This is a genomic window from Brevundimonas sp., assembly GCF_046295595.1.
In the GTDB taxonomy this organism is placed as follows: Bacteria; Pseudomonadota; Alphaproteobacteria; order Caulobacterales; family Caulobacteraceae; genus Brevundimonas.
This window is the reverse complement of record NZ_JBKBMX010000002.1, coordinates 217,023-238,990: the sequence shown is the minus strand read 5'-3', so window position 1 is coordinate 238,990 and position 21,968 is coordinate 217,023. Positions and strand designations below refer to the sequence as shown.

The 21,968-nt window shown below is 68.4% G+C and carries 26 protein-coding genes; 9 read left to right on the top strand and 17 right to left on the bottom strand.

What is annotated here, in order from left to right:
* Nucleotides 1–62: 62 nt before the first annotated feature.
* The 3 genes from tsaD to ACK4JY_RS02370 are packed head-to-tail and all read left to right on the top strand — an operon-like array spanning nucleotide 63 to nucleotide 2,535.
* The gene (gene tsaD / locus ACK4JY_RS02380) at nucleotides 63–1,148 is read left to right on the top strand and encodes a tRNA (adenosine(37)-N6)-threonylcarbamoyltransferase complex transferase subunit TsaD (RefSeq protein ID WP_409602616.1); all 1,086 of its coding nucleotides are present in this window, start codon (nucleotides 63–65) and stop codon (nucleotides 1,146–1,148) included.
* An 8-nt stretch (nucleotides 1,149–1,156) separates the two neighbouring features.
* Nucleotides 1,157–2,155: an NAD(P)H-dependent glycerol-3-phosphate dehydrogenase gene (locus ACK4JY_RS02375; protein ID WP_409602598.1), complete on the top strand. Its 999-nt coding sequence runs from the start codon at nucleotides 1,157–1,159 to the stop codon at nucleotides 2,153–2,155.
* Nucleotides 2,155–2,535, top strand: a complete 381-nt coding sequence (locus tag ACK4JY_RS02370) for a Rieske (2Fe-2S) protein (protein WP_409602597.1) — start codon at nucleotides 2,155–2,157, stop codon at nucleotides 2,533–2,535. The genes ACK4JY_RS02375 and ACK4JY_RS02370 overlap by 1 nt, the downstream gene beginning before the upstream one ends.
* On the opposite strand, the gene ACK4JY_RS02365 is transcribed toward ACK4JY_RS02370, so the two are convergent.
* Complete coding sequence (locus ACK4JY_RS02365; RefSeq protein WP_409602596.1) at nucleotides 2,501–3,100, bottom strand: hypothetical protein; 600 nt, start codon at nucleotides 3,098–3,100, stop codon at nucleotides 2,501–2,503. The genes ACK4JY_RS02370 and ACK4JY_RS02365 overlap by 35 nt on opposite strands.
* 392 nt (nucleotides 3,101–3,492) lie before the next feature.
* On the opposite strand from ACK4JY_RS02365, the gene ACK4JY_RS02360 reads away from it, so the two are divergent.
* Both ACK4JY_RS02360 and ACK4JY_RS02355 read left to right on the top strand, forming a co-directional pair.
* Nucleotides 3,493–3,804 carry a hypothetical protein gene (locus ACK4JY_RS02360; protein ID WP_409602595.1) on the top strand — a complete coding sequence of 104 codons (312 nt, stop codon included), beginning with the start codon at nucleotides 3,493–3,495 and terminating at the stop codon, nucleotides 3,802–3,804.
* Nucleotides 3,791–4,066, top strand: a complete 276-nt coding sequence (locus tag ACK4JY_RS02355) for a hypothetical protein (RefSeq protein ID WP_409602594.1) — start codon at nucleotides 3,791–3,793, stop codon at nucleotides 4,064–4,066. Before ACK4JY_RS02360 ends, ACK4JY_RS02355 begins: the two co-directional genes overlap by 14 nt.
* Before the next feature lie 51 nt (nucleotides 4,067–4,117).
* Here ACK4JY_RS02355 and ACK4JY_RS02350 read toward each other — a convergent pair whose 3' ends face one another.
* Nucleotides 4,118–7,012 carry a TrlF family AAA-like ATPase gene (locus ACK4JY_RS02350; RefSeq protein ID WP_409602593.1) on the bottom strand — a complete coding sequence of 965 codons (2,895 nt, stop codon included), beginning with the start codon at nucleotides 7,010–7,012 and terminating at the stop codon, nucleotides 4,118–4,120.
* A 139-nt stretch (nucleotides 7,013–7,151) separates the two neighbouring features.
* Nucleotides 7,152–10,055: a DNA polymerase I gene (gene polA / locus ACK4JY_RS02345; protein WP_409602592.1), complete on the bottom strand. Its 2,904-nt coding sequence runs from the start codon at nucleotides 10,053–10,055 to the stop codon at nucleotides 7,152–7,154.
* Nucleotides 10,056–10,153: 98 nt separating this feature from the next.
* On the opposite strand from polA, the gene ACK4JY_RS02340 reads away from it, so the two are divergent.
* Nucleotides 10,154–11,239, top strand: a complete 1,086-nt coding sequence (locus ACK4JY_RS02340; RefSeq protein ID WP_409602591.1) for an NAD(P)-dependent alcohol dehydrogenase — start codon at nucleotides 10,154–10,156, stop codon at nucleotides 11,237–11,239.
* Between the two features lie 26 nt (nucleotides 11,240–11,265).
* Here the strand turns inward: ACK4JY_RS02340 and ACK4JY_RS02335 are convergent, their stop codons facing one another.
* The 3 genes from ACK4JY_RS02335 to ACK4JY_RS02325 are packed head-to-tail and all read right to left on the bottom strand — an operon-like array spanning nucleotide 11,266 to nucleotide 13,635.
* Entirely contained in the window at nucleotides 11,266–11,610 is a 345-nt protein-coding gene (locus tag ACK4JY_RS02335; RefSeq protein WP_409602590.1) for a DUF86 domain-containing protein, read from the bottom strand.
* Nucleotides 11,610–11,927, bottom strand: coding sequence for a nucleotidyltransferase family protein (locus tag ACK4JY_RS02330; protein ID WP_409602589.1), 318 nt, complete (start codon nucleotides 11,925–11,927; stop codon nucleotides 11,610–11,612). The genes ACK4JY_RS02335 and ACK4JY_RS02330 overlap by 1 nt, the downstream gene beginning before the upstream one ends.
* Before the next feature lie 46 nt (nucleotides 11,928–11,973).
* Nucleotides 11,974–13,635 carry a thiamine pyrophosphate-binding protein gene (locus ACK4JY_RS02325; RefSeq protein ID WP_409602588.1) on the bottom strand — a complete coding sequence of 554 codons (1,662 nt, stop codon included), beginning with the start codon at nucleotides 13,633–13,635 and terminating at the stop codon, nucleotides 11,974–11,976.
* A gap of 96 nt (nucleotides 13,636–13,731) precedes the next feature.
* On the opposite strand from ACK4JY_RS02325, the gene ACK4JY_RS02320 reads away from it, so the two are divergent.
* On the top strand, nucleotides 13,732–13,869 hold the full coding sequence (locus tag ACK4JY_RS02320) for an entericidin A/B family lipoprotein (protein ID WP_409602587.1): 138 nt from the start codon (nucleotides 13,732–13,734) through the stop codon (nucleotides 13,867–13,869).
* 58 nt (nucleotides 13,870–13,927) lie between these two features.
* Here the strand turns inward: ACK4JY_RS02320 and truA are convergent, their stop codons facing one another.
* From truA to ACK4JY_RS02275, 9 genes are all read right to left on the bottom strand, one after another.
* Nucleotides 13,928–14,665 (bottom strand): tRNA pseudouridine(38-40) synthase TruA, encoded by a 738-nt coding sequence (gene truA / locus ACK4JY_RS02315; protein ID WP_409602586.1) that lies wholly within the window; start codon nucleotides 14,663–14,665, stop codon nucleotides 13,928–13,930.
* The gene (gene fmt, locus ACK4JY_RS02310) at nucleotides 14,665–15,591 is read right to left on the bottom strand and encodes a methionyl-tRNA formyltransferase (RefSeq protein WP_409602585.1); all 927 of its coding nucleotides are present in this window, start codon (nucleotides 15,589–15,591) and stop codon (nucleotides 14,665–14,667) included. The genes truA and fmt overlap by 1 nt, the downstream gene beginning before the upstream one ends.
* A gap of 118 nt (nucleotides 15,592–15,709) precedes the next feature.
* The gene (locus tag ACK4JY_RS02305) at nucleotides 15,710–16,225 is read right to left on the bottom strand and encodes an NADAR family protein (protein ID WP_409602584.1); all 516 of its coding nucleotides are present in this window, start codon (nucleotides 16,223–16,225) and stop codon (nucleotides 15,710–15,712) included.
* Nucleotides 16,226–16,289: 64 nt separating this feature from the next.
* Complete coding sequence (locus tag ACK4JY_RS02300) at nucleotides 16,290–16,670, bottom strand: hypothetical protein (RefSeq protein WP_409602583.1); 381 nt, start codon at nucleotides 16,668–16,670, stop codon at nucleotides 16,290–16,292.
* Nucleotides 16,671–16,766: 96 nt separating this feature from the next.
* Complete coding sequence (locus ACK4JY_RS02295; RefSeq protein ID WP_409602582.1) at nucleotides 16,767–16,988, bottom strand: hypothetical protein; 222 nt, start codon at nucleotides 16,986–16,988, stop codon at nucleotides 16,767–16,769.
* Between the two features lie 81 nt (nucleotides 16,989–17,069).
* Entirely contained in the window at nucleotides 17,070–17,297 is a 228-nt protein-coding gene (locus ACK4JY_RS02290) for a hypothetical protein (protein WP_409602581.1), read from the bottom strand.
* Nucleotides 17,297–17,887 carry a peptide deformylase gene (gene def, locus ACK4JY_RS02285; protein ID WP_409602580.1) on the bottom strand — a complete coding sequence of 197 codons (591 nt, stop codon included), beginning with the start codon at nucleotides 17,885–17,887 and terminating at the stop codon, nucleotides 17,297–17,299. The genes ACK4JY_RS02290 and def overlap by 1 nt, the downstream gene beginning before the upstream one ends.
* Nucleotides 17,888–17,944: 57 nt before the next feature.
* Complete coding sequence (locus ACK4JY_RS02280; RefSeq protein WP_409602579.1) at nucleotides 17,945–18,337, bottom strand: acyl-CoA thioesterase; 393 nt, start codon at nucleotides 18,335–18,337, stop codon at nucleotides 17,945–17,947.
* The gene (locus ACK4JY_RS02275) at nucleotides 18,337–19,527 is read right to left on the bottom strand and encodes an acyl-CoA dehydrogenase (protein ID WP_409602578.1); all 1,191 of its coding nucleotides are present in this window, start codon (nucleotides 19,525–19,527) and stop codon (nucleotides 18,337–18,339) included. Before ACK4JY_RS02275 ends, ACK4JY_RS02280 begins: the two co-directional genes overlap by 1 nt.
* A gap of 139 nt (nucleotides 19,528–19,666) precedes the next feature.
* Between ACK4JY_RS02275 and ACK4JY_RS02270 the strand changes: the two genes are divergently transcribed.
* Entirely contained in the window at nucleotides 19,667–19,933 is a 267-nt protein-coding gene (locus ACK4JY_RS02270) for a DUF6356 family protein (protein WP_409602577.1), read from the top strand.
* A gap of 30 nt (nucleotides 19,934–19,963) precedes the next feature.
* A complete protein-coding gene (locus ACK4JY_RS02265) occupies nucleotides 19,964–21,151 on the top strand; it encodes a CaiB/BaiF CoA transferase family protein (protein ID WP_409602576.1) in 1,188 nt (395 codons plus the stop codon).
* Here ACK4JY_RS02265 and ACK4JY_RS02260 read toward each other — a convergent pair.
* Both ACK4JY_RS02260 and ACK4JY_RS02255 read right to left on the bottom strand, forming a co-directional pair.
* On the bottom strand, nucleotides 21,148–21,597 hold the full coding sequence (locus ACK4JY_RS02260) for a putative signal transducing protein (RefSeq protein ID WP_409602575.1): 450 nt from the start codon (nucleotides 21,595–21,597) through the stop codon (nucleotides 21,148–21,150). The two genes, ACK4JY_RS02265 and ACK4JY_RS02260, sit on opposite strands and share 4 nt — an antisense overlap.
* Nucleotides 21,594–21,968, bottom strand: coding sequence for a VOC family protein (locus ACK4JY_RS02255; protein WP_409602615.1), 375 nt, complete (start codon nucleotides 21,966–21,968; stop codon nucleotides 21,594–21,596). Before ACK4JY_RS02255 ends, ACK4JY_RS02260 begins: the two co-directional genes overlap by 4 nt.

The window sequence follows — 21,968 nt, the reverse complement described above, 5'->3', positions numbered from 1 at the left end:
ACCTCGACCCGATGAACAGGCCCGCCGACTATAGCAGCGAAGGACGCCGGGCAACCGCGCCCCTGACCCTGCCGGGACCCCTGACCGTGCTCGGCCTCGAGACCAGCTGCGACGAGACCGCCGCCTCGGTCGTGCGCCTGACCCCGGACGGCGTGGCCACGGTGCTGTCCTCGGTGGTGCACAGCCAGATCGACGACCATGCGGCCTATGGCGGCGTCGTGCCCGAGATCGCCGCCCGCAGTCATGTCGAGATGATCGCCGGCGTGACGGCGCGGGCGATGGCGGAGGCCGGCCTCGGCTATGACGGCCTCGACGGCGTCGCCGCCACGGCCGGGCCCGGCCTCGTCGGCGGCGTCATGGTGGGCCTCAGCTTCGGCAAGGCCGTGGCCCTGGCGCGGGACCTGCCGCTGATCGCCGTCAACCATCTGGAGGGCCACGCCGTCTCGGCGCGGCTGGGCCAGCCGGTGGCCTATCCCTTCCTGCTGCTGCTGGTCTCGGGCGGCCATTGCCAGCTGCTGGAGGTGCGCGGGGTCGGCGACATGACCCGGCTGGGCACGACCATCGACGACGCCGCCGGCGAGGCCTTCGACAAGATCGCCAAGGCCCTCGGCCTCGGCTACCCCGGCGGCCCGGCGCTGGAGAAGCTGGCCGAGACCGGCGACGGCGCCCGGTTCGATCTGCCGCGCGCGCTGCTGGGGCGCAAGGACTGCGACTTCTCCTTCTCCGGCCTCAAGACCGCGGCCTCACGCCTCGCCCACGCCTGCGAGACCGATCAGGACCGCGCCGACCTCGCCGACGCGGTGCAGAGCGCCATCGCCCGCCAGCTCGGCGACCGCGCCGACCGGGCGCTCAAGGCCTGGACCGGCGACCACCGCCTGTTCGTGGTGGCCGGCGGCGTGGCGGCCAACCGAACGGTGCGGGCCACGCTGGAAGCCACAGCGGCGAGGAACGGATTCGCCTTCCTCGCCCCGCCCATGGCCTGGTGTACGGACAATGCGGCGATGATCGCCCTGGCGGGAGCGGAACGGCTGCAAAAGGGTTGGACCTCGGATATCGACGCCATCGCCCGCCCGCGCTGGCCGCTGGACGAGGCGAGCGCCCTGGCCGACCCTGTCCATCCGGCCAGCCGCAAGGGCGCCAAGTCATAGGAGCGAGCATGGAATTCCGCACCGCGGGGGTGATCGGCGCGGGCGCCTGGGGCACGGCCCTGGCCCAGGTGGCCGGCTGGGCCGGCCTCGACGTCCTGCTGCAGGCGCGCGAGCCCGAGGTCGTCGAGAGCATCCGCGCCCGGCGCATCAACGAAGCCTTCCTGCCGGATGTGGTCCTCGACAGCCGCGTCTCGGTCACCGCCGACCTCGCCGATCTGGCGTCCTGCGACCTGATCCTCGCCGTGCCCCCGGCCCAGCACATGCGCTCGACCCTGGCCGCCTTCGCCCCCCACCACCGCCCCGGCGTGCCCGTGATCCTGTGCTCCAAGGGCATCGAGCGCGGCTCGCTGAAGCTGATGACCGACGTCCTCGCCGAGACCATCCCCGCCGCCCCGGCCGCGGTCCTGTCCGGCCCCAGCTTCGCCGCCGAGGTGGCCCGCGGCCTGCCCAGCGCCGTCACCCTCGCCTGCGCCGACGAGGCCCTCGGCGAGGCGCTGATGGAGACCCTGTCGGCCCCCGCCTTCCGCCCCTATCTGGCCTCCGACCTGATCGGCGCCGAGGTCGGCGGGGCGATCAAGAACGTCCTCGCCATCGCCTGCGGCATCAGCGAGGGCCGCGGTCTGGGGCGCAGCGCCCACGCCGCCCTGATCACCCGCGGCTTCGCCGAACTGACCCGGATGGGCGTGGCCCTCGGCGGCGAGGCGGCCACCGTGGCCGGGCTGTGCGGCCTCGGCGACCTGGTCCTGACCTGCTCCAGCCCGCAGTCGCGCAACATGAGCCTCGGCCTCGCCCTCGGTCAGGGCCAGTCGGTCGAACAGGCCCTCGCCGGCAAACGCTCGGTCGCCGAGGGCTATGAATCGGCCCCCGCCGTGCGCGAACTGGCGCAGAAGATGGGCGTCGACATGCCCATCTCGCTCGCCGTGGCGGCCCTGCTGGCCGGCGAGACCACGGTCCAGGGCATGATCGACGCCCTGCTGTCGCGCCCGCTCAAGGCCGAGCGGCACTAGTGCTCCCCCCTGTTGCGCAGCCCGAGCGCCCCCGCGTCTGGGCCACCCCGCCTGACGTCCCCCTGTGCCGCGAGGCCGACCTGCCCGACCCCGGCGCCCGCAGCCTGGTGCTGCAGATCGGCGAGGCCTTCTTCCACGGCTTCGTCGTGCGCAAGGACGGCCGGGTCGCCGGCTATGTCGACCGCTGCCCGCATCAGGGCCATCCGCTGGCGCTGGAGCTGGACCGCTACCTGACCCCCGACGGCGAGCGCATCCTGTGCGGCTGGCACGGCGCCGTGTTCGAGCCGCTCAGCGGCCTGTGCACCGGCGGCCCCTGCGCCGGGGCGCGGCTGACGCCATGGCCGGTCACGGTCGTGGACGGGATGATCCGCACGGCGTGACCGCGCTCGCCTCCATCCCCCGAAACGTCCGCTCCACCTGTTTCAGCAGCCGCTCCAGTTCGTCGTAGTCGCCGTACCGTTCGTCATCCATGGCCCGCAGCATGGCGTTGAGGATCGAGACATAGGTCGCCTGCGGATCGCTCCAGTCCAGCGCCACCCCCAGCGGCGGCCGCGCCGTCCGGTGCGGCGGCTCCATCCCCCGCGCCTTCGCCTGCGAGCAGATGGTCGCGGCCCCCACCTCGAACACCTCGGCCAGCAGATTGCCGCGCACCCCGCGCGCCCGCAGCGTCAGCACCCTCAGCCAGTCGCGCTCGTTCAGCACGCTCTTCGGATGCTGATAGTCGCCGGTCCGCTCGTGGAAGGCCGGCACCCGCCGCCGCGCCGGATCGTCCGCCGCCAGATCGCGGATCCGCATCCCCAGCCGCTTCGCATTGGCCGTCCAGGTGTCATGCGACACCCCCGCCTCGGCCCTCAGCGCCTTGGCCGTCTCCCCCGCATGCCAGCGCCGGAACAGCCCCCGCCAGGTCGCGTCGTCATGGGCCGAGTTGAAATGCGTCTTGTCCATGCACGCAGTTTAAGGCCGCCGCTTCCTGTGGCGGGTAGATCGCTTCGAGAAAAGCGCATGTCACGGACTTCGCAGCCGAATTTTTTGATAACCAGACTATAATTCCCCGGATTGTAAGCACAGCGTCACGGCCGTTCCTTCTCCCCTCCGGGGGAGAAGGTGGCCCGGAGGGCCGGATGAGGGGGAGGCCGGCTCTGGACGCGGCGCCGGCCGGCGTGACTTCAAACATCCCCCTCATCCGAGCCGCTGCGCGGCCCACCTTCTCCCCCGGAGGGGAGAAGGCGAGACGCTGTGGACACCCTGAACAAACCGCGAACATCCCCCTTGCCCCCGCGCCGCCGGCGCCGCATCACGTCCCCGGGTCGGTCGTCAGTTCACCGGAGTTCACCCCCATGCCGCAGCCCCCAGCCCCGGATCACGACCCGGACCCCGCCGCCCCCCTGATCGCCGCGCGCCTGCTGCGGTCTCTCGGCGGCCTCGACCTGACCAGCGCCGACGGCCGCGCCGGCATCCGCGCCCTGTTGTCGGAGATCGAGCGCCTCGCCCCCGGCGCCATCCTGCGCCAGGCGGCGTCGATCGAGCTGGACCGGGTGGGGTGGAGGGGGGACGCATCGCGTCCCGACGACGGGCGCGGACGGGGGTCGCGGGCGCCGCGGACCGCCGCGACCGGGACGCCGACGCCTGGACCCCATGGGGCGGCGTAATCCGGACCGCTACACCCATGAGGACTGGAAGCTGGCCGGCCGCACGGTCGGCGCCATCCTCGCCAACCGCTGGCTGGTCTATACCGAGTGCGAGCTGTGCGAGCTGCGCATCCGCGCCGACCTGAAACGCATCGCCCGCGAGCGCGGGACGAGCTTCGTCCTGTGGGGGCGGAGCACGACCTGCCGGCGGATGGGCTGCCCGGGACGGGTGACCTTCTGGGTGCGGCCGCACGGGGCGAACGGGGATGTGGCGATGACGTGAGGAACGGGATGGTCGATTCCGATTCGGGACAGTCGTCGGCGGACCAGCCGTCTAGAGAGGAAGGGGTGCCGGTACGCCGCTAAGAGCATAGCGTTGCTCACGCGCATGGAAAGCGCGTTCGCCGCCCTCGAGAATGCGACAGACCTTAGAGCGTATGCCGTCCCCGCCCTCGTTGCTCTCCAAGGAGCCGGCGATATAGCTGATCATCGGCAACCCGTCTGCCTGCCGCCCGCAGGTGGCGACAACAACCTGTTCAGCGTCGGTGTTCACCACTAGGTTAGGGTTGTGTGTGATCAGGATGATCTGCCGGCGTTTCTTGGCGGCCCGGAAGTAGTGGACGAGAAGGTCGAAGATAGACTCGCTATCCAAGTTCTCTTCTGGCTGATCGATGATCAGGGGACGACTGTCATCCGTGTCCATGCCCAGATAGAGGATCAACAGGACGATCCCCTTAGTGCCGGGTGAAAGCTTTTCCAGATCGACGCCGTTATATCGTAGGCCGTAGGTCAGCCGGATATGACCGGTTGAGAAGAGCCAGTCGAGCACGTCAGATGCGCCGACCCCGGTCCGCAGATGGATCGCGTCATTTTTGAAGCCAGCTAAGAATGGTTCGACGAAATCTGTGATTGCCGCCGCGATCTTCTCTGGATTCCCAGAGCGCCACGCGGGTGACAAATCGCGCTTAGCAACCGCTTCAAGATCGACCGGTGTCTCCCGGCGTTGATCAAACAGGGCACGCCCGCGCGCTATCCAGGCAGCGGTGTCGACATCCCATCGGATGTAGAATTCGAGGCTCTGCTCTTGATGCCCGCCCGTCTCAAGGCGTTGCCGGACTGGGCCATACAGCTTCTGGAGAATCGCCGCTTCAGCGGCCAAATTCTCGAAAACCTTAGTGTACGTTTCCCGCCGTTCGACCGGCACCTCTTGGGCCCGCTTCCGCTCCACGCTTTCAATTCGTGCGATGTCTTCGCCGATCCGGTGAACCTCTACTGCGATCGCGCTGAGCCGCTTTTGGATTGCGTCGATTCGATCTCGCAATGCCTTGTCCGCCGTCGCTAGCGCGGAGAGCCGCGTTAGATCGGCCGCGACAGCCCTAATGGTGCCAGCGGCTGGCATCTCGAGAGCCCCCTCTCTCTGGGCAATCGAGGTTTCGACGATCCCTCTGATACGAGCCACCGGCTTCTGGACATCGCCGCGGAAGACGGGCTCAAACAGCTGTAATTCTTCGTCACCGATACCGATCTCGCGAAGGCGTTCGACCATCCCAGCATGCCAACGCTGCATCTCCGCAGCCCGCGATTTCAGCTCGGCTTCGACAGCGTCGATGCGAACGAGCCGCTGTTTGTCCGATGCGGATTGCGCCTGCAGTTGCACGAGGCTGTCTCGCGTCGCCGCGATCTGGGCGTTGAGGGCGGTTTGCTCGGGATCGTTGATGACAGGCAACTGTTGGCGAAGGCCGGCGTCCTCGGCCTTAAGTGTATCGATGCGCGCCTTGAGATCTGGAACCTTGGCGGCTCGTTCGCGGAAATGCGCCAGCTCCCGGATCAGTTGTTGAAGGCGACCAGCCAAACGCTCACGTTCTTGGCGCAAATGCTCGGTGTGCATTGCGCGCAATTCGGCGAAGTTCGACGCGTTGAGCGTCTCAGTGGGGTCTAGGGCGGCGAATATGACCGACTCTACTTCTTGGACGAGGGCGGCACCGACGTGGTCTTCAGCGCAAAGCCTTTCCACGAAGCGCTGGGATAGATAGCGCACCTGCTGGCTGTCAGATTCGTTCTCACCAATCTTCTCGCGCGTGGTGTGCCCGTCCGCCCACAGCAGCTCGACCTCGACGCCGTCGAGGTGGTGTTCCGACCGGGACAGGAAGCCCGTCGCTTCGCTGTCAGACCAACTACCGGCGGTCGACGCGATCACTTCGGCTAGGGCAGACTTGCCCGAACCCTTCTGTCCGATAACGGCCACTAAGCCCTGATTGAGGGGAAGGCTGGTCTGCCCAAACCAACTAGACGGGTCGCGAACGAAAATTGTGTCGATGACCCGCGCCTCGTCATGCAGAACCGGGGGCAAGGCTCCAATCGCGACTCGATCGGCGGGCTCAAAGAGTGTTTGCCGCAGCCCTTCGAAGGTGCAGTCCGCTTTGATCCAGCAGAAGCGGTCTTGATCAGGCTTGAAGAGCTTGGCGAGCTCATGGGCATCCGAACCGTGCATGCACGGTTTCCGTCCGCCCAAGCGAGCGAGTGCCTTGAGCTTCTCCGCACCCGCTTCGCCCAAATAAAAGAGCCGATCGACCGGGTTGCCGGAAAAGACGATATGGGCGGCCTTGAGTATTTGCTCGCGCACTGCGGCAAACCCACCGTCCAGCGGGAGGCCGCTCACACCATCTTGACCGCTATTGGCCACAGCGACGAGAGCATTGGCCTTGAGCCACTGTTCGTCATCGAGCCAAGCCCGAAAGTCGGCGAATCCGATCTTAAACTGCTCAGTGCCATGGCGAAGTGCGGCACCGTCATCCTTAATGACGGGGTTATGCTTGTAGCCCATCGCCATTAAATCAGCGGGGACACAGCCGTACTTGACGCCGTCGAGCTTGAAGACGAGTCGGCCAAGGGCCTTAAGGATTTCCGCCTCGTGGTTGGGATCGGCCGGATCGATGAGAAGGTGAAGATTGATCGCCTTCGCCTTGGACGTTTCCGGCGTGACACGGAATTCGATATTGGGAATGAGCAGTTCAATATTGGCCAAGCGGCCGCTTTTCTTCAAGGCAAGCAAGCGGCTGTAGTTGGTGACCGACATGTAGTCGGTCACACCGATCACCTTGACGTCCTCTTCGGCTTCGACCGCCGCGAGATAGCTGTCCCAGTCCCCCTTGAATTGATCGTTCATGGCGGTACCGGGCGTGTGGACGTGGAGATCCCACCGCCGCCACTCTGAGCCTCTCTCGATCATGCAAACTCCGACCGGCGTTCGTTTGGTTTCTCGGTCAAGCTGTAGCCGGGTTGCTCAACGACGCAAGACGCAACGCTTGGCCGCGCCGCGCTCCTAACTTCGCCCTCAGGCCCACGTCGGCGTCGCGAACGGCCGCCCCCTAATGCGCCTCGTCCCAATTCCCCGCCGCCCTCGCCTCCACCACCAGCGGCACGCTCAGCGCCACGGCTGGTTCCGCCGCCCCCTCCATGACCCGTTTGATCACCGGGATGGCGCGCTCGGCCTCGGCTTCGGGGGCCTCGAAGACCAGTTCGTCGTGGACCTGCAGCAGCATCCGCGTTGACAGCCCCGCCGCCGCCAGCGCCCCGGGCATGCGCGCCATGGCGCGGCGGATGATGTCGGCGGCGGCGCCCTGGATGGGGGCGTTGATGGCGGCGCGTTCGCCGAACTGGCGCTCGGCCCCCGACTTCGAATGGATGGCCGGGATGTGGATGCGGCGGCCGAACACGGTGTGCACCATGCCGTGCTCGCGCACCTCCAGCTTCGTCCGGTCCATATAGGCGCGGATGCCGGGGAAGCGCTCGAAATAGGTCTTGATATAGGCGCCGGCCTCGCCCTGGTCGATGTTCAGCTGGGCGGCGAGGCCGAAGGCGCTGATGCCGTAGACGATGCCGAAATTGATCGCCTTGGCGCGACGGCGGGTCTCGGGGTCCATCTGGTCGACGGGGACGCCGAACATCTCGCTGGCCGTGGCGGTGTGGATGTCGACGCCGGCGGCGAAGGCGCGTTTCAGCTCGGGGATGTCGCCGATATGGGCCAGCAGGCGCAGCTCGATCTGGCTGTAGTCGGCGCTGATCAGGACATGGCCGGGGGCGGCGATGAAGGCCTGGCGGATCTGGCGGCCGGTCTCGGTGCGGATCGGGATGTTCTGCAGATTGGGGTCGCTTGAGGCGAGGCGGCCGGTGGTGGCGGCGGCCAGCTGGTAGCTGGTGTGGACGCGGTCGGTGGTCTTGTCGGCGGCCTCGATCAGGGCGTCGGTATAGGTGCCCTTGAGCTTGCTGAGCTGGCGCCATTCCAGCAGCAGGCGCGGCAGGTCGTGGGTCAGGGCCAGTTCTTCCAGCACGCTGGCCTCGGTGCCCCACTGGCCGGAGGCGGTCTTGCGGCCGCCGGGCAGGGCCATGTCGCCGAACAGGATGTCGCCGATCTGGCGCGGGCTGCCGACGTTGAACGGGCGGCCGGCCAGGGCGTGGGCCTGCTGTTCCAGCTCGGCCATGCGCATGCCGAACTCGGACGACAGGCGTTTGAGGCGGTCGGGGTCGACGCGGATGCCGGCCCGCTCCATGTCGGCCAGCACGGCCGGCAGGGGGCGCTCCAGGGTCTCGTAGACGGTGGTCAGCCGGGCCTCGCCGAGGCGGGGCCTGAGGATGCGCCAGAGGCGGAGGGTGACGTCGGCGTCCTCGGCGGCGTAGCAGGTGGCCGGTTTGAGCTCGACGTGTTTGAACGATTTCTGGGCCTTGCCCGTCCCCGCCACCTTCTTGAACGGGATCGGCTCGTGGCCGAGGTGCAGCCGGGCCAGCTCGTCCATGCCGTGCCCGTGCAGCCCGCCCTCGAGCACGTATGAGATCAGCATGGTGTCGTCGAACGGGGCGACGCGGATGCCGCGTTGGGCCATGACGGCGATGTCGTATTTGCCGTTCTGCATGACCTTGAGAACGGCGGGGTTCTCGAGCAGCGGCTTGAGCCGGGCGAGGGCGTCGGCCTTGACCACCTGGGTGATCGGCTCGCGCGTCTCGGCCGCTTCGCCGAAGTCGAGCCCGCCGGCATTGGCCGCCGGCTCATGCTCATGCGTCAGGGGGATGTAGCAGGCCTCATTCGGCCCGACCGCCAGCGACACCCCGCACAGCCCCGCATGCGTCGCGCTGAGCGCATCCGTCTCGGTGTCGAACCCGACCACCCCGGCCTCGGTCGCGCGGGCGATCCAGGCGTCGAGCTCGTCGAGGGTCTGGATGCAGTGGTAGGCGTCGTGGTCGACGGTGTGGACCTCGGCCGGGGCGGGCGCGACCTGGCCGTAGCGCGGGGTGGCGACGGGGGCTGAAGGGACCTTGGCGCGGGCGACGAAGGCGGTGCCGTCTTTCGCCGGGGCCTTGCCGTCGCCGACGCGGCTGCGCAGCGAGCGGAACTCCATCCGGTCGAGGAAGTCGCCGAGGATTTCGGGGTCGGGGTGGCGGACGACGAAGTCGTCGATCGGCTCGGGCGCCGGGGCGTCGCAGGTCAGCCGCACCAGCTCGCGGCTGAGCAGGATCTGGTCGCGGAAATTGATCAGGGTCTCGCGGCGTTTCGGCTGTTTGATCTCCCCGGCGCGCGCCAGCAGGGTGTCGAGGTCGCCGTATTCGTCGAGCAGCTGGGCCGCGGTCTTGGGGCCGATGCCGGGGGCGCCGGGGACGTTGTCGACGCTGTCGCCGATCAGGGCCTGAAGGTCGACCATCTTCTCGGGCAGGACGCCGAACTTCTCCATCACCGCGTCCTCGGCCAAGCGGCGGTCCTTCATCGGGTCCCACATGACCACGCCGCCGCCGATCAGCTGCATCAGGTCCTTGTCGGAGGAGACGATCACCGCCTCGCCGCCGGCGTCGCGCGCCTTGCAGGCATAGGTGGCGATCAGATCGTCGGCCTCGTAGCCGGGCAGCTCCAGACAGGCGACGCCGAACGCGGCGGTGGCCTCGCGCACCAGCGGGAATTGGGGGATCAGGTCCTCGGGCGGGGCCGAGCGGTTGGCCTTGTACTGGTCGTAGAGATCGTTGCGGAAGGTCTTCTCGGAGTGGTCGAAGATGGCCACCAGATGGGTCGGGCCGTCGGCGCCCTTCATGTCCTGCAGCAGCTTCCACAGCATGTTGCAGTAGCCCTGGATCGCCCCCACCGGCAGGCCGTCGGACTTGCGCGTCAGGGGCGGCAGGGCGTGGTAGGCGCGGAAGATATAGGCCGAGGCGTCGATCATCCACAGGCGGATGGCGGGGCCGTCCTGGGTCAGGGGGCGGTCGGTCGGCTCGGGCGCGGCGTCGGTCATGGGCGGAACATAGGGGGACGCGGGGGCGGCGTCACGGCCTCGCGGCGGAACAACCGCCGCCCGCGCCGGTTCGCCGTGCACACCCCCCGGAGACCGCCATGATCAAGACCGTCGGCTACGGCGCGCGCGCCGCCACGTCCAGGCTCGAACGCATGGAATTCGAACGCGACGACCCGCGACCGGAAGATGTGGTCATCGAGGTGATGTTCACCGGCGTCTGCCACTCCGACATCCACCAGGTGAAGAACGAGTGGGCCAACACCGTCTATCCGTGCGTGCCCGGCCACGAGATCGTCGGCCGCGTCACCCGCACCGGCGACAAGGTCTCCCGCTTCAGGGAAGGCGATCTGGTCGGGGTCGGCTGCATGATCGAAAGCTGCCGCGCCTGCGAACCCTGCGAGTCGGGCGAGGAGAACTATTGCGAGGGGCCGAACGGCTGGCTGGCGACCTACAACGGCCCGATGGTCCCGGCCAGCGGGGCCGAGGGCGGCGAGAACACCTACGGCCGCGACAACACCTTCGGCGGCTATTCCAGCGTCGTCGTCGTGCCCGAGGATTTCGTGCTGTCGATCCCGGACGGCCTGGCCCCCGAGGCCGCCGCGCCGATCCTGTGCGCCGGGGTCACGACCTGGTCGCCGCTGAACCACTGGGGCATTGGCGAGGGCGACACGGTGGCCATCGTCGGCTTCGGCGGACTCGGCCACATGGCGCTGAAGCTGGCCGTCGCCATGGGGGTCGAGGTCACCGTCCTGACCACCACGCCGGAGAAGATCGAGCAGGCGAAGGCGATGGGGGCCCACGCCGCCTATATCGCCACCGACAAGACGAGCCTGGTTCCGCTGGCCGGCTCGTTCGACCTGATCCTGTCGACCGTGCCGGACAAGCACGAGGTCGGCCCGTTCCTCGATCTGCTGAAGCGCGACGCCAGCCTGGTGGTGGTCGGCAACATCGACATCATCGACGGCGTCGACAATTCCAAACTGGCCTTCCATCGCCAGAGCGTGGCCGGGTCGCTGATCGGCAGCATCGCCGAGACCCAGGATGTGCTCGACTTCTGCGCCTCGAACGGCATCGCCCCGGAGGTCGAGATCATCGACATCAAGGACATCAATGAGGCGTTCACCCGGGTGGAGAACGGCGAGGCCCGGTATCGCTACGTCATCGACATGTCGACCCTGGGCTAAGGCTGGCGCGGACCGGTCGTCGGGCTTCACTCCCCCGACAGCCGGCTCTGGATACGGGAGAGGGTCTCGTCCAGCAGATCGAGATCGTGTTCCATGATGTTCAGCAGGATTTCACGATCAACCCGGTGATAGGCGTGCCTTATATGGTTGCCGACATCGGCGACGCGGCGCCATCCCATGTGGGGGAAATCATCCTTCACATCCTGGGGGATCGATCGGCTGGCTTCGGAGATGATCTCGATGAAGCGCTCGACCAGGGCCCGCTCATCGGAGAAGGGAGCGAGCGTCAGGTCGGCCTCGTCCCGCAGCCTGCGGAGTCGGGCGATCGCCCTGCGCATGTCGGACAGCGTCGGGGCCAGGTCGCGGGCCATCAGAAGACCCGTATCGCCTCTCGCTCGATCCGCTCCCGAAGAAGCTCGTGAAGACCCTCGCGCGTGGTGACATCGACGCGTCGACCAAGACCGTCCTCGATTATCGCCGCCAGACCAAAGAAGGCGAGCCCGAGCCGCGAGTCCGGCGCCAGATCAACGAAGACATCGACGTCGCTCGCCGTTCCCGCTTCGTCGCGCGCCGTCGAACCAAACAGATGCAGGGACGCGACGCCCTCCCTTCGCAGGGCGGGCTCCAGCGCCTTGAGCCGCGCCAGCGCCACCCGCCGGCTCAGGGGATTTTTCGTCGCCACGGTCATCCCGGGATTATAGGACGCGCCACCCGTGCCCGCAAAGCGACGGTCTTCAGCTGGCGCGCAGTCCGGTGATGGTGCGGTTGGGGGCGATGTCCTCGGCCGAGGTGATCAGGTGGACGAGGGCGGGGCGGCCGGCGTTGCGGGCGGCGGCGAGGGCGGCGGGGAAGTCGGCCGTCGTCTCGCAGCGCACGCCGAAGGCGCCGAAGGCCTCGGCGTATTTGACGAAGTCGGGGTTCTTCAGGTCGGTGGCGATGGTCCGCTGCGCGCCCGGATAGTGGGTCTCCTGATGCATGCGGATGGTGCCGTAGGTTCCGTTGTCGACGACGACGACCACGACATTGATGCCGTACTGGACCGCCGTGGCGATCTCCTGACCGGTCATCAGATAGTCGCCGTCGCCGGCGATGCAGATGACCTCGCGGTCCGGGTGGACCGACTTGGCGGCGATGGCGGCGGGATAGCCGTAGCCCATCGCCCCCGAGGTCGGGGCCAGCTGGGTGCGACAGGCGCGGTGGCGGTAGAAGCGGTGCAGCCAGGCGGCGAAATTGCCCGCGCCATTGGTGACGATGGCGGTCGGCGGCAGGCTGTCGTGCAGATGGGCCATGCACTCGCTCATATTCACGGCCCCGGTCACCGGGACGGGGGTCGAGAAGGCCTGATAGTCGGCGTGGGCGGCGGCGGTCTCGTCATGCCAGCTGCGGCCGGGCTCGATGGCGGACAGGGCGTGGGCGGCCAGCGAATTGTCGGCCGTGGCGCTCATCAGCGGCGTCCAGACCCGGCCAAGCTCCTCGGCGCCGGGATGTATGTGGATCAGGGTCTCCGCCGTGCGGGCGCGGTCGAACAGGGTGTAGCCCTGGGTCGGATTCTCGCCGAGGCGGGCGCCGATGGCGATGATCAGATCGGCCGCCTTGGCCCGCGCCGTCAGCCTGGGATTGCAGCCGAGGCCGAGGTCGCCGGCGTAGTTCGGCCGGGCGTTGGACAGGATGTCCTTGCGCCGGAACGACAGGCTGACCGGCAGCCCGATCCGTTCGGCCCAGTCGCCGATGGAGGCGGCGGCCTCGTCCGTCCAGCCCGAGCCGCCCAGCACCAGCAGCGGCCGCTCCGCCTTCGACAGTCGCGCGCGCACCGCCTCGACGAAGGCCGGGTCCAGCGCCGCCCGCGCTGGCGTCACCGGTCGGATCGGAGCCGGGCCGCCGTCCTCGTGCAGGATGTCCTCGGGCAGGGCGATGACGACCGGGCCCATCCGCCCCTGCAGGGCGGTGGCGAAGGCGCGTTCGACGACCTCGACGGTGCGCTCCGGGCTTTCGATCTCGGTCGCCCATTTGGCGAGACCGCCGAACACCTCGCGATAGTCGACCTCCTGAAAGGCGCCGCGGCCGCGGTCGGTCAGGGCGATCTGGCCGACGAACAGGATCATCGGCGTGGAGTCCTGATGCGCCGTATGCACGCCGATCGAGGCGTGGGTCGCGCCCGGCCCGCGCGTGACCATGCAGACGCCGGGCTTGCCGGTCAGTTTGCCATACGCCTCGGCCATGTTGGCGGCCCCGGCCTCGTGGCGGCAGGCGATGACCTGAATCCTGTCCCGCACGTCCGCCAATGCGTCCAGCACCGCCAGATAGCTTTCGCCCGGCACGCAGAAGACCCGGTCGATGCCGTTCATGACGAGGGTCTCGACGAGGCGGCGGGCGGCGGTGTTCGCGGGCTGGGTCATTCCGCCGGATTAGCAGACCGACCCGGCGTTTGGCCATGCAACCCCCGGCGACGCTTCGCGTTCACGGTCAAGGTTCAACACCCAAAGGGGATTCCCATGAAGAAGATCGTCGCTCTGACCATCGTCGCCGCCGCCCTCGCCGTTTCGGCCTGCAACACCATTTCGGGCGCGGGACGCGACGTCTCGGCCGCCGGTTCGGCCGTCACGGACACGGCCGAAGAAGTCGCCAACTAGGCCTCACCGCCTGCCGACAGAAGCCCGCCGGTTCGCCGGCGGGCTTTTTCGTGCGCGCTCAGTAGCTGACGCCGGTCAGATACAGGCCGTCCGACGGCGCCACCGGGCCGCAGGCGGCGCGGTCCCGCGCCTCCAGCACCCGCGCCACGTCGGCGACGGCCCAGCGGCCCAGCCCGACCTCGGCCAGGGTCCCGGCCATCGATCGCACCTGCCGGTGCAGGAAGCTGCGCGCCTCGAACACCAGATGCACCTCCTCGCCGACGCGCGCGACCCGGGCCACGTCCAGCGTCTTCAGCGGCGATTTCGACTGGCAGTTGATGTCGCGGAAGGTGGTGAAATCATGCAGCCCGACCAGCGCCTGGGCGGCCGCGTGCATGGCGGCGGCGTCCAGCGGCTTCCTGACATGCCAGACCCGTCCCCGGTCCAGCGCCGGCCGCCCCGGCCGGTTGAGGATGCGGTACAGATAGCGCCGCCCGGTGGCCGAGAAACGGGCGTGCCAGTCCGGTTCGGCCTCGACGCAGTCCAGCACCGACACCGCCTCGCGCACCATATGGGCGTTGAGGGCGTTCATCACCGTCGCGGCCGGCCATGCCTTGTCGAGATCGACGCCGATCACCTGGCCGGTGGCGTGGACCCCGGTGTCGGTGCGGCCGGCGGCGGCGATGCGCACGGTCTCGCCGCAGAAGGCGGTGATGGCCGTCTCGACCGCGCCCTGCACCGTCGGCTGGTCGGTCTGGGCCTGAAAGCCGTTGTAGCCCGAGCCGTCGTATTCGAGCGTCAGGCGATACCGGGGCACTAGCCCAGCACCGTTCCGGCCGGGATGGCGAAGCCGCGCAGCATCTCCTCGGCCGGCTGGGCCGCCTTGCCCGGCCGCTGCACTGTCAGCAGCCGCACCACGCCCGCGCCGCAGGCCACCCGCAGGCCGCCATCCAGAACCTCGCCCGGCGAGCCTTCGCCCGGACCGGAGACGCGCGACATCAGCGCCTTGATCCGCACCGGCCCCTCGGGCCCCGGGGCCTCGAACCAGGCGCCGGGGAAGGGCGACAGGCCGCGGATGTGGGCGTCGATCGCCGCCGCCGGCCGGCTCCAGTCGATCCGCGCCTCGGCCGGGGTGATCTTGCGGGCATAGGTCGGTTCGCCGACCTGGGGCGTCCCCTCGACGGCGCCGCGCTCGATGGCGGCGAGGGCGCGCGGCCACAGGCTGGCGCCGGTGTGCGACATGCGATCGGACAGGCTGGCGGCCGTGTCGTCGGGGCGGATGTCCAGCACCTCGGACAGCAGGATCGGGCCCTCGTCGAGGCCCTCGGACATGCGCATGATCTGCACGCCGGTCTGGCGGTCGCCGGCCATGATGGCGCGCTGGATCGGCGCCGCCCCGCGCCAGCGCGGCAGCAGCGAGCCGTGCAGGTTGAAGCAGCCGAGGCGGGGCGCGTCGAGCACCTCGCGCTTGAGGATCTGCCCGTAGGCGACGACGCAGGCGGCGTCGACGTCGAGGCTGCGGAAGGTCTCGATGGCGTCGGCCGACTTCATCGACTCCGGCGTGAACACCGGCAGGCCCATGGTCTCGGCGAAGGCGTGCACCGGCGACGGCGTCAGCTTCTGGCCGCGGCCGCGCGGCTTGGGCGGCTGGGAGTAGACAGCCACGATCTCATGACCGCTGGCGATCAGCTCGGCCAGCGAGGGCACGGCGAAGTCGGGAGTTCCCATGAAGGCGAGGCGCATGGGAGGCGGTGTGCCTCAGGCGAGAGGCGGGGACAAGGCGGGGGGTGGTGGGGGGGCGGTTTACGGCCGGGAGGCGAGGTCCGCTGTCGCGGCCGTATGCGACGTACACGGGGTCAAGCTAGAGAAGGTGGGTGCGGATTTTCGTAAGGACGCGACCGAGCAAGTTCGTGCCGCGCCATTCGTCAGGGCGATGGACGCGGGGGTCCTCAATCGAGAGACCGACGCCCCATATCCAGTCCCGAGGGTTAGCTTCCACGAGCATCGCACCGTGGGTGGCCTTCAACTGCCGGAGCGCGCCCCCGTTTTGCGCGAACTTGGCCAAGTTCCCCGCATACACGATGCCGGCCTTGGCTTCGTCCCAGGTGCTCTGATCGAACTTCTGCACTTGCTGGCCGAAGCGCTTCTGTTCGGCCGGGTCGGGCGTCGCGATGATCTGCTCTGCCCTCGTCTCATCATCGAACAAGCGCGCCTTGGCGAACATCATCCACTGTTCCGCAGTGACGAAATTCAGGCCCTCAAGCGTGAAGGCTGTGGGATGCCACTGGCTAAAGACGCCCTTGATGAACGGGTGGAAGCTTTCGAAGGCGGCAGCTTGCGGTAGGTCAGCTTCGGTTATCGTGTCGCCGAGGTTCATCCACACCTGATGCCGCAACGGACGCCCGCTTTCCACCCTTAGGCGGTTGTCTGGTCCCGACCCGTTAGCAAATTTCGGACTGTCCGCTTTGGGCGAGCGGTGTGGCGGCGTGAGAAACCCAGAACGCCTCGATGAATGAACGAAACCACCCGCTGTCCATTCCCATCGACCGTCTTCCCTGATGGGGTGTGGCGAAGACCAAGCCCCAAGGCGACGCGGGCCCGAATCCGTGCTCGCAGTAGACGATCAAGGTATCTGACTCCGCTTCGTGATCGAACACGACCCATCCTTCAAACTGCTGTCCGGCAGTTCCGTAATCCCAGTCGAGGGTGATCGGGCGCGGATCGACAAGCCCTCGAAGGACGGCTTGTTTTGTGTTGTCGTCCGTCAGGACCGACAACTCGCTATCGATCAGGGCGGCGATACTGGCTTGAGGCGTCGGCATGATTGAAGCCTAACCCCGCACGATGCCAATGTCGCCTCACCACCCTCAGGCGACAGTCGGCTTGCGACCCATTGCGGAAATCCGCTCCAGAACGCCTCAGCGGGGTGGATTAGGCCCGCGCTTGTCGGCCTTCGAAAGGATGCGCCATCCGCCGATCACAACCAACCCGACGCAGACTCCCAGAAGCAACTGGAACGCCATCGCGAACACGCCGAAGTCCGAACCGGCCGCGACGTGCAAGGCGGTAATCACCGACAGGGCGAGCCACTCCTTCCAGGTGAACGAGCGAACGAAAGATTTGAGCCCTGCTGTGGTCATACCTGACACTAAATCTCGGACGTCGCATTTCCACCCATTGCGGCCCTACAACCCGTCCGCTGGCCGTCGTCTCGCCCGGGCCTACTGCCAGCGGGTCTCGACGCCGCCGCCCTCGTCCCATTCGCCGCCGGCGTCGAAGGCGTCGTCGAAGTCGAGCAGCCGGTCCAGCAGAACCCCGGCCACGACGCCGACGACCGCGACGCCGATCAGGGTGGCGAGGCTGGCTACCCCGATCTTCTCGTTGCGGGTCAGCCGGCGACGGCCGGAGGGGTCGATGATGCGGTCGCGGTTGCGCTTGAGGCGGGCCATCAGGCGGCCATCCTCGCGGCCTTCTTGACCTTGGCCACGGCCCGGTCGCGCTTGAGCCGCGACAGGTGGTCGATAAACAGCACGCCGTTCAGGTGATCCATCTCGTGCTGGATGCAGACGGCGTACAGGCCCTCGCACTCCTCCTCGACCGTCTCGCCGGCGTAGTCGAGATAGCGGATGCGGGCCCGGGCCGGACGCTCGACGGCGTCGTAATAGTCGGGGATCGACAGGCAGCCCTCTTCGTAGGGCAGGGTCTCTTCCGAGGTCCACAGGATCTCGGGATTGACGAAATAGCGCGGGTTGCGGCGTTCCGCGTCGTATCTGGCGCGGGCCTCGTCGCTCATTTCGGCGGGGTCGTCGTCGCAGACGACGCCGTCCCGGTCGCCAAGGTCCATGACGATGACGCGGCGGGTGTCGCCGATCTGGACGGCGGCCAGGCCGATGCCGGGCGCGTCGTACATCGTCTCCAGCATGTCATCCATCAGGGTGCGCAGCTCGTCCGTGATCGGTCCTTCGACCGGCCGGGAGACCTGCTTCAGCACCGCCAGATCGGCGGCGTTGTCGATGGTGAGGATGCGACGAATGGTCATGTCGGGGAGGTAGGCGGCGCCGGCCCGAAGGTCAAGATTTCCCAGCCCGCAGGTTGGTTATGCCGCAACGCCCGGCAGCGGCCGCGGCGACTTGTCGGGGCCGATGGCGACATAGGTGAAGACGCCTTCGGTGACCCGCACCGCCTCGGCGTGGGCCTCGTTGCGCGACCGCTTCCACGCCTCGACATGGACGCGGATCGAGGTCCGGCCGGTCTTGAGCACGGTGGCGTGCAGCGACACCTCGTCGCCGACCGAGACCGGCTGGTGGAAGACCATGGCGTCCAGCGCCACGGTCACGCAGCGGCCCTGGGCCATCTCGAACGCCGGGGTCGCCCCGGCGAGGTCCATATGCGCCAGCAGCCAGCCGCCGAAGATGTCGCCCTCGGGATTGGTGTCGGCCGGCATGGCGATGACCCGGCCGACGAGGCGGCCTTCCGGTGCGTCGGCCATCAGAAGGCGCTCTCGCCGGTGATGGCGCGGCCGAGGATCAGGGCGTGGACGTCGTGGGCGCCCTCATAGGTGTTGACCGTCTCGAGGTTCATGGCGTGGCGCATGACGTGCATCTCGCCGGTGATGCCGGCGCCGCCGTGCATGTCGCGGGCCTCGCGGGCGATGGCCAGGGCCTTGCCGCAGTTGTTGCGCTTCATCATCGAGATGGCCTCGGGGACCCAGGCCCCCTGGTCGAGCAGCCGGCCGAGGGCCAGGGCGCCCTCGAAGCCGAGGAAGATCTCGGTCTGCATGTCGGCCAGCTTCTTCTGCACCAGCTGGCGCGACGACAGCGGGCGGCCGAACAGCATGCGCTCGCCGACATAGTCGCGGGTCAGGTGGAAACAGGCCTCGGCCGCGCCCATGGCCCCCCAGGCGATGCCGTAGCGGGCCTTGTTGAGGCAGCTGAACGGACCGCGCAGACCCTTCACGCCCGGCAACAGGTTCTCCTCCGGGACGAAGACGTCGTTCAGGCCGATGTCGCCGGTGATCGAGGCGCGCAGGGACAGCTTGTCGCCGATCTTGTCGGTGGTGAAGCCGTCCATGCCGCGCTCGACGATGAAGCCGCGGATCACGTCGTCCAGCTTGGCCCAGACGACGGCGAGGTCGCTGATGGGACTGTTGGTGATCCAGTATTTGGCGCCGTTCAGCCGGTAGCCGCCGTCGACGGCGACAGCCTTGGTCTTCATCGAAGCCGGGTCGGAGCCGCCGTCAGCCTCGGTCAGGCCGAAACAGCCGACCAGTTCGCCGGCGGCCATACGGGGCAGAAAGCGCATCTTCTGCTCTTCCGAGCCGAAGGCGTAGATCGGGTACATGGCCAGCGACGACTGCACGCTCATGGCCGAGCGATAGCCGCTGTCGACCGCCTCGATCTCGCGCGCGATCAGGCCGTAGGCCACATGGCTGACCGAGGAGCCGCCGTACTGTTCCGGCAGCATGGCCCCGAGGAAGCCCATCTCGCCCAGCTCGGTCATGATGGCGCGATCGAAGGTCTCGTCGCGGAAGGCCGCGACGACGCGCGGCAGCAGCTTCTCGCGGGCGTAGGACCGCGCCGCGTCCTGGATCATCCGCTCGTCGTCGGTCAGCCGGCCGTCGAGGTCCAGCGGGTCGTCCCAGCGGAAGGTCTTGGCGGGAGAGGCGGAGCCGTCGGCCATGGGGTGTCTTTCCTGAAGCGTGTCGGGGTCGCCACGGCGTCACGCGATGGTGACGGGCGCCCCCTATTCCGGCGGGCGGTTTAGGCCAGAATGGCGCCGACGGGTAGAGGCCGGGCCCGTTCCAAGCTAGGCTGTCTTCATGATCCAGACGCTGAATCGCCTGTTCGTCGACCACCCGCGCGAGGTCAAGGAGGGCTATTTCGAACATATGGCCGCCTCGTCGCGCTTTGGCTTCCGGCTGCTCAAGCTGGCCGGCTGCGCCTTCCTGCATGCGATCGTGCCGGGCGTGCACAAGGCCACCGTGTCCCGCTCGGTCTGCTGCATGGCCGAGGAGATGGACGGCCGCGCCCGCGAGGCCCGCGAATGCCGCATGCGCAACGCCGGGGTGTGGGACCCGGGGCTTTAGCCGACGCCGCCGAACGGCTAAGCACGCCCCATGACCCAAGGCCCCCTCTCCGGCGTTCGCGTCCTCGACCTCAGCCGCGTGCTGGCCGGCCCGTGGGCGACCCAGACCCTCGCCGACCTCGGGGCCGAGGTCATCAAGATCGAGCGGCCCGGCGTCGGCGACGACACCCGCCACTGGGGCCCGCCGTTCACCACGAAAGCCGACGGGTCGAAGGGCGACGCCGCCTATTTCCTGTGCGCCAACCGCGGCAAGAAGTCGGTCGAGCTGGACATCGCGACCCCCGAGGGGGCCGCCATCGTCCGTGAACTGACGAGGAATTGTGACGTCCTCGTCGAAAACTTCAAGACCGGCGGGCTGAAGAAATACGGCCTCGACCACGCCGCCCTGTCGGCGATCAATCCGAAGCTGGTCTATTGCTCAATCACTGGCTTCGGCCAGGACGGGCCCGACGCCCATCGCGCCGGATATGACTATATGATCCAGGCCATGGGCGGGCTGATGTCGGTGACCGGCCAGCCCGACGGCGCGGCGGGGGCCGAGCCGATGAAGGTCGGGGTCGCCGTGGCCGATCTGTTCACCGGCCTTTACGCCTCCAACGCCATCCTCGCCGCCCTGCTGCACGCCCGCGCCACGGGCCAGGGCCAGCATATCGACATCGCCCTGTTCGACGTCCAGGCCGCCATGCTGGCCAATCAGGCGACCAATTTCTTTGTCAGCGGCAAGGCCCCGACGCGGATGGGCAACGCCCACCCCAACCTCGCCCCCTACCAGCCCTTTCCGTGTACGGACGGTATGGTGGTGATCGCCGTCGGCAATGACGGCCAGTTCCGCGCGCTGGCGGCGGCGCTGGACGCTCCGGGCCTTGGCGCCGATCCCCGCCTGCTGACCAACGCCCTGCGCATCGAACATCGCGCGGTGATGACCGCCGAGCTCTCGGCCCTGACCGCCGGCCATACGATGGCGTCGCTGATGGCGGCGCTCGAGGTCGCCGGCGTGCCGTGCGGCCCGGTCAATACGGTCGATCAGGTGTTCAACGAGCCGCAGGCGAAACACCGTGTGCTGGAGATCACCCAGACCCGCCCCGACCTGTCGGCGCCCGTTCGCACGGTCGCCTCGCCGATCCGGATGTCCGCCACGCCGGTGGCCTACGACCGGCCGCCCCCGGCGCTGGGTCAGGACACGGACGAGGTTTTCGGAGCGCTCCGCTCCGATCGCTAGCCCCGGGGCGGGTCGAACAGGACCTTGAACACGATCGCGATGGCGATCATCGCGGCGACCAGCACCACGAATGAGATCAGCACCCCCTGCCAGGCCACCGGCCGGAAACGGCGCGGCAGGCTGACGCCCCAGAAGCCGCCGGTGGCGAAGGCCGCCAAAGCCATGACCGTGCCGGTCGCCCGCGTCCCGACGTCCATGTCGGACACGTCGTCGCCGTCTTCGGTCGCGAACTCCCCCGCTTGGGCCCGCGCCAGCAGCGCCCGCGCCGCCTCCACGGCTGACGCCGGCGCCATCAACCGGATGCCGAGCGCCCGCTGCATCAGGGGATCGACGGTGGTCTGGTACCGCTCGGTGACGCTGACCTCGATTCCATGCGAGGCCAGAAACGCCGCCGCCAGATCGGCCTCATAGACATCGGTGAAGCGGGTGATCTCGCGCAGGCTCATGGCGCGACCGCCGGCCGCTGCAGCAGCGCTGGATCGGCATAGGCCTTGAGCTCGACCAGATAGCCGTCGGGATCGGCGAGCATCATCTTCGCCCGGTCGCCCGCTTCGTCCACCGTGGGCTCAAGCCGGAACGCCGTCCCCTCCCCGACAAGGCGGTCGGCGAGCCGTCTCCACGCGGTCCATTCCAGCGTCGCCCCGAAATGCTGGGCTTCGCGATAGGGCGACGGCACGACGGCGGCGGGCCGCTGATAGGCGGTGATCTGGGCGCCGAACAGCCACAGATCGACCCAGTGGGCGGTGACGCGCCCGGACCGCGCCCCGAGGACGTCCTCGTAGAACCGCCGCGTCCGCGTCAGGTCGGAGACAGACAG

Excerpts from the sequence above, each read along its gene's own strand:
- ACK4JY_RS02375 (WP_409602598.1), top strand. The coding sequence starts at position 1,157 with ATGGAATTCCGCACCGCGGGGGTGATCGGCGCGGGCGCCTGGGGCACG.
- ACK4JY_RS02365 (WP_409602596.1), bottom strand. The coding sequence starts at position 3,100 with ATGGACAAGACGCATTTCAACTCGGCCCATGACGACGCGACCTGGCGG.
- ACK4JY_RS02360 (WP_409602595.1), top strand. The coding sequence starts at position 3,493 with ATGCCGCAGCCCCCAGCCCCGGATCACGACCCGGACCCCGCCGCCCCC.
- ACK4JY_RS02355 (WP_409602594.1), top strand. The coding sequence starts at position 3,791 with ATGGGGCGGCGTAATCCGGACCGCTACACCCATGAGGACTGGAAGCTG.
- ACK4JY_RS02350 (WP_409602593.1), bottom strand. The coding sequence starts at position 7,012 with ATGATCGAGAGAGGCTCAGAGTGGCGGCGGTGGGATCTCCACGTCCAC.
- polA (WP_409602592.1), bottom strand. The coding sequence starts at position 10,055 with ATGACCGACGCCGCGCCCGAGCCGACCGACCGCCCCCTGACCCAGGAC.
- ACK4JY_RS02340 (WP_409602591.1), top strand. The coding sequence starts at position 10,154 with ATGATCAAGACCGTCGGCTACGGCGCGCGCGCCGCCACGTCCAGGCTC.
- ACK4JY_RS02335 (WP_409602590.1), bottom strand. The coding sequence starts at position 11,610 with ATGGCCCGCGACCTGGCCCCGACGCTGTCCGACATGCGCAGGGCGATC.
- ACK4JY_RS02330 (WP_409602589.1), bottom strand. The coding sequence starts at position 11,927 with ATGACCGTGGCGACGAAAAATCCCCTGAGCCGGCGGGTGGCGCTGGCG.
- ACK4JY_RS02325 (WP_409602588.1), bottom strand. The coding sequence starts at position 13,635 with ATGACCCAGCCCGCGAACACCGCCGCCCGCCGCCTCGTCGAGACCCTC.
- ACK4JY_RS02320 (WP_409602587.1), top strand. The coding sequence starts at position 13,732 with ATGAAGAAGATCGTCGCTCTGACCATCGTCGCCGCCGCCCTCGCCGTT.
- fmt (WP_409602585.1), bottom strand. The coding sequence starts at position 15,591 with ATGCGCCTCGCCTTCATGGGAACTCCCGACTTCGCCGTGCCCTCGCTG.
- ACK4JY_RS02305 (WP_409602584.1), bottom strand. The coding sequence starts at position 16,225 with ATGAACCTCGGCGACACGATAACCGAAGCTGACCTACCGCAAGCTGCC.
- ACK4JY_RS02300 (WP_409602583.1), bottom strand. The coding sequence starts at position 16,670 with ATGCCGACGCCTCAAGCCAGTATCGCCGCCCTGATCGATAGCGAGTTG.
- ACK4JY_RS02295 (WP_409602582.1), bottom strand. The coding sequence starts at position 16,988 with ATGACCACAGCAGGGCTCAAATCTTTCGTTCGCTCGTTCACCTGGAAG.
- ACK4JY_RS02290 (WP_409602581.1), bottom strand. The coding sequence starts at position 17,297 with ATGGCCCGCCTCAAGCGCAACCGCGACCGCATCATCGACCCCTCCGGC.
- def (WP_409602580.1), bottom strand. The coding sequence starts at position 17,887 with ATGACCATTCGTCGCATCCTCACCATCGACAACGCCGCCGATCTGGCG.
- ACK4JY_RS02280 (WP_409602579.1), bottom strand. The coding sequence starts at position 18,337 with ATGGCCGACGCACCGGAAGGCCGCCTCGTCGGCCGGGTCATCGCCATG.
- ACK4JY_RS02275 (WP_409602578.1), bottom strand. The coding sequence starts at position 19,527 with ATGGCCGACGGCTCCGCCTCTCCCGCCAAGACCTTCCGCTGGGACGAC.
- ACK4JY_RS02270 (WP_409602577.1), top strand. The coding sequence starts at position 19,667 with ATGATCCAGACGCTGAATCGCCTGTTCGTCGACCACCCGCGCGAGGTC.
- ACK4JY_RS02265 (WP_409602576.1), top strand. The coding sequence starts at position 19,964 with ATGACCCAAGGCCCCCTCTCCGGCGTTCGCGTCCTCGACCTCAGCCGC.
- ACK4JY_RS02260 (WP_409602575.1), bottom strand. The coding sequence starts at position 21,597 with ATGAGCCTGCGCGAGATCACCCGCTTCACCGATGTCTATGAGGCCGAT.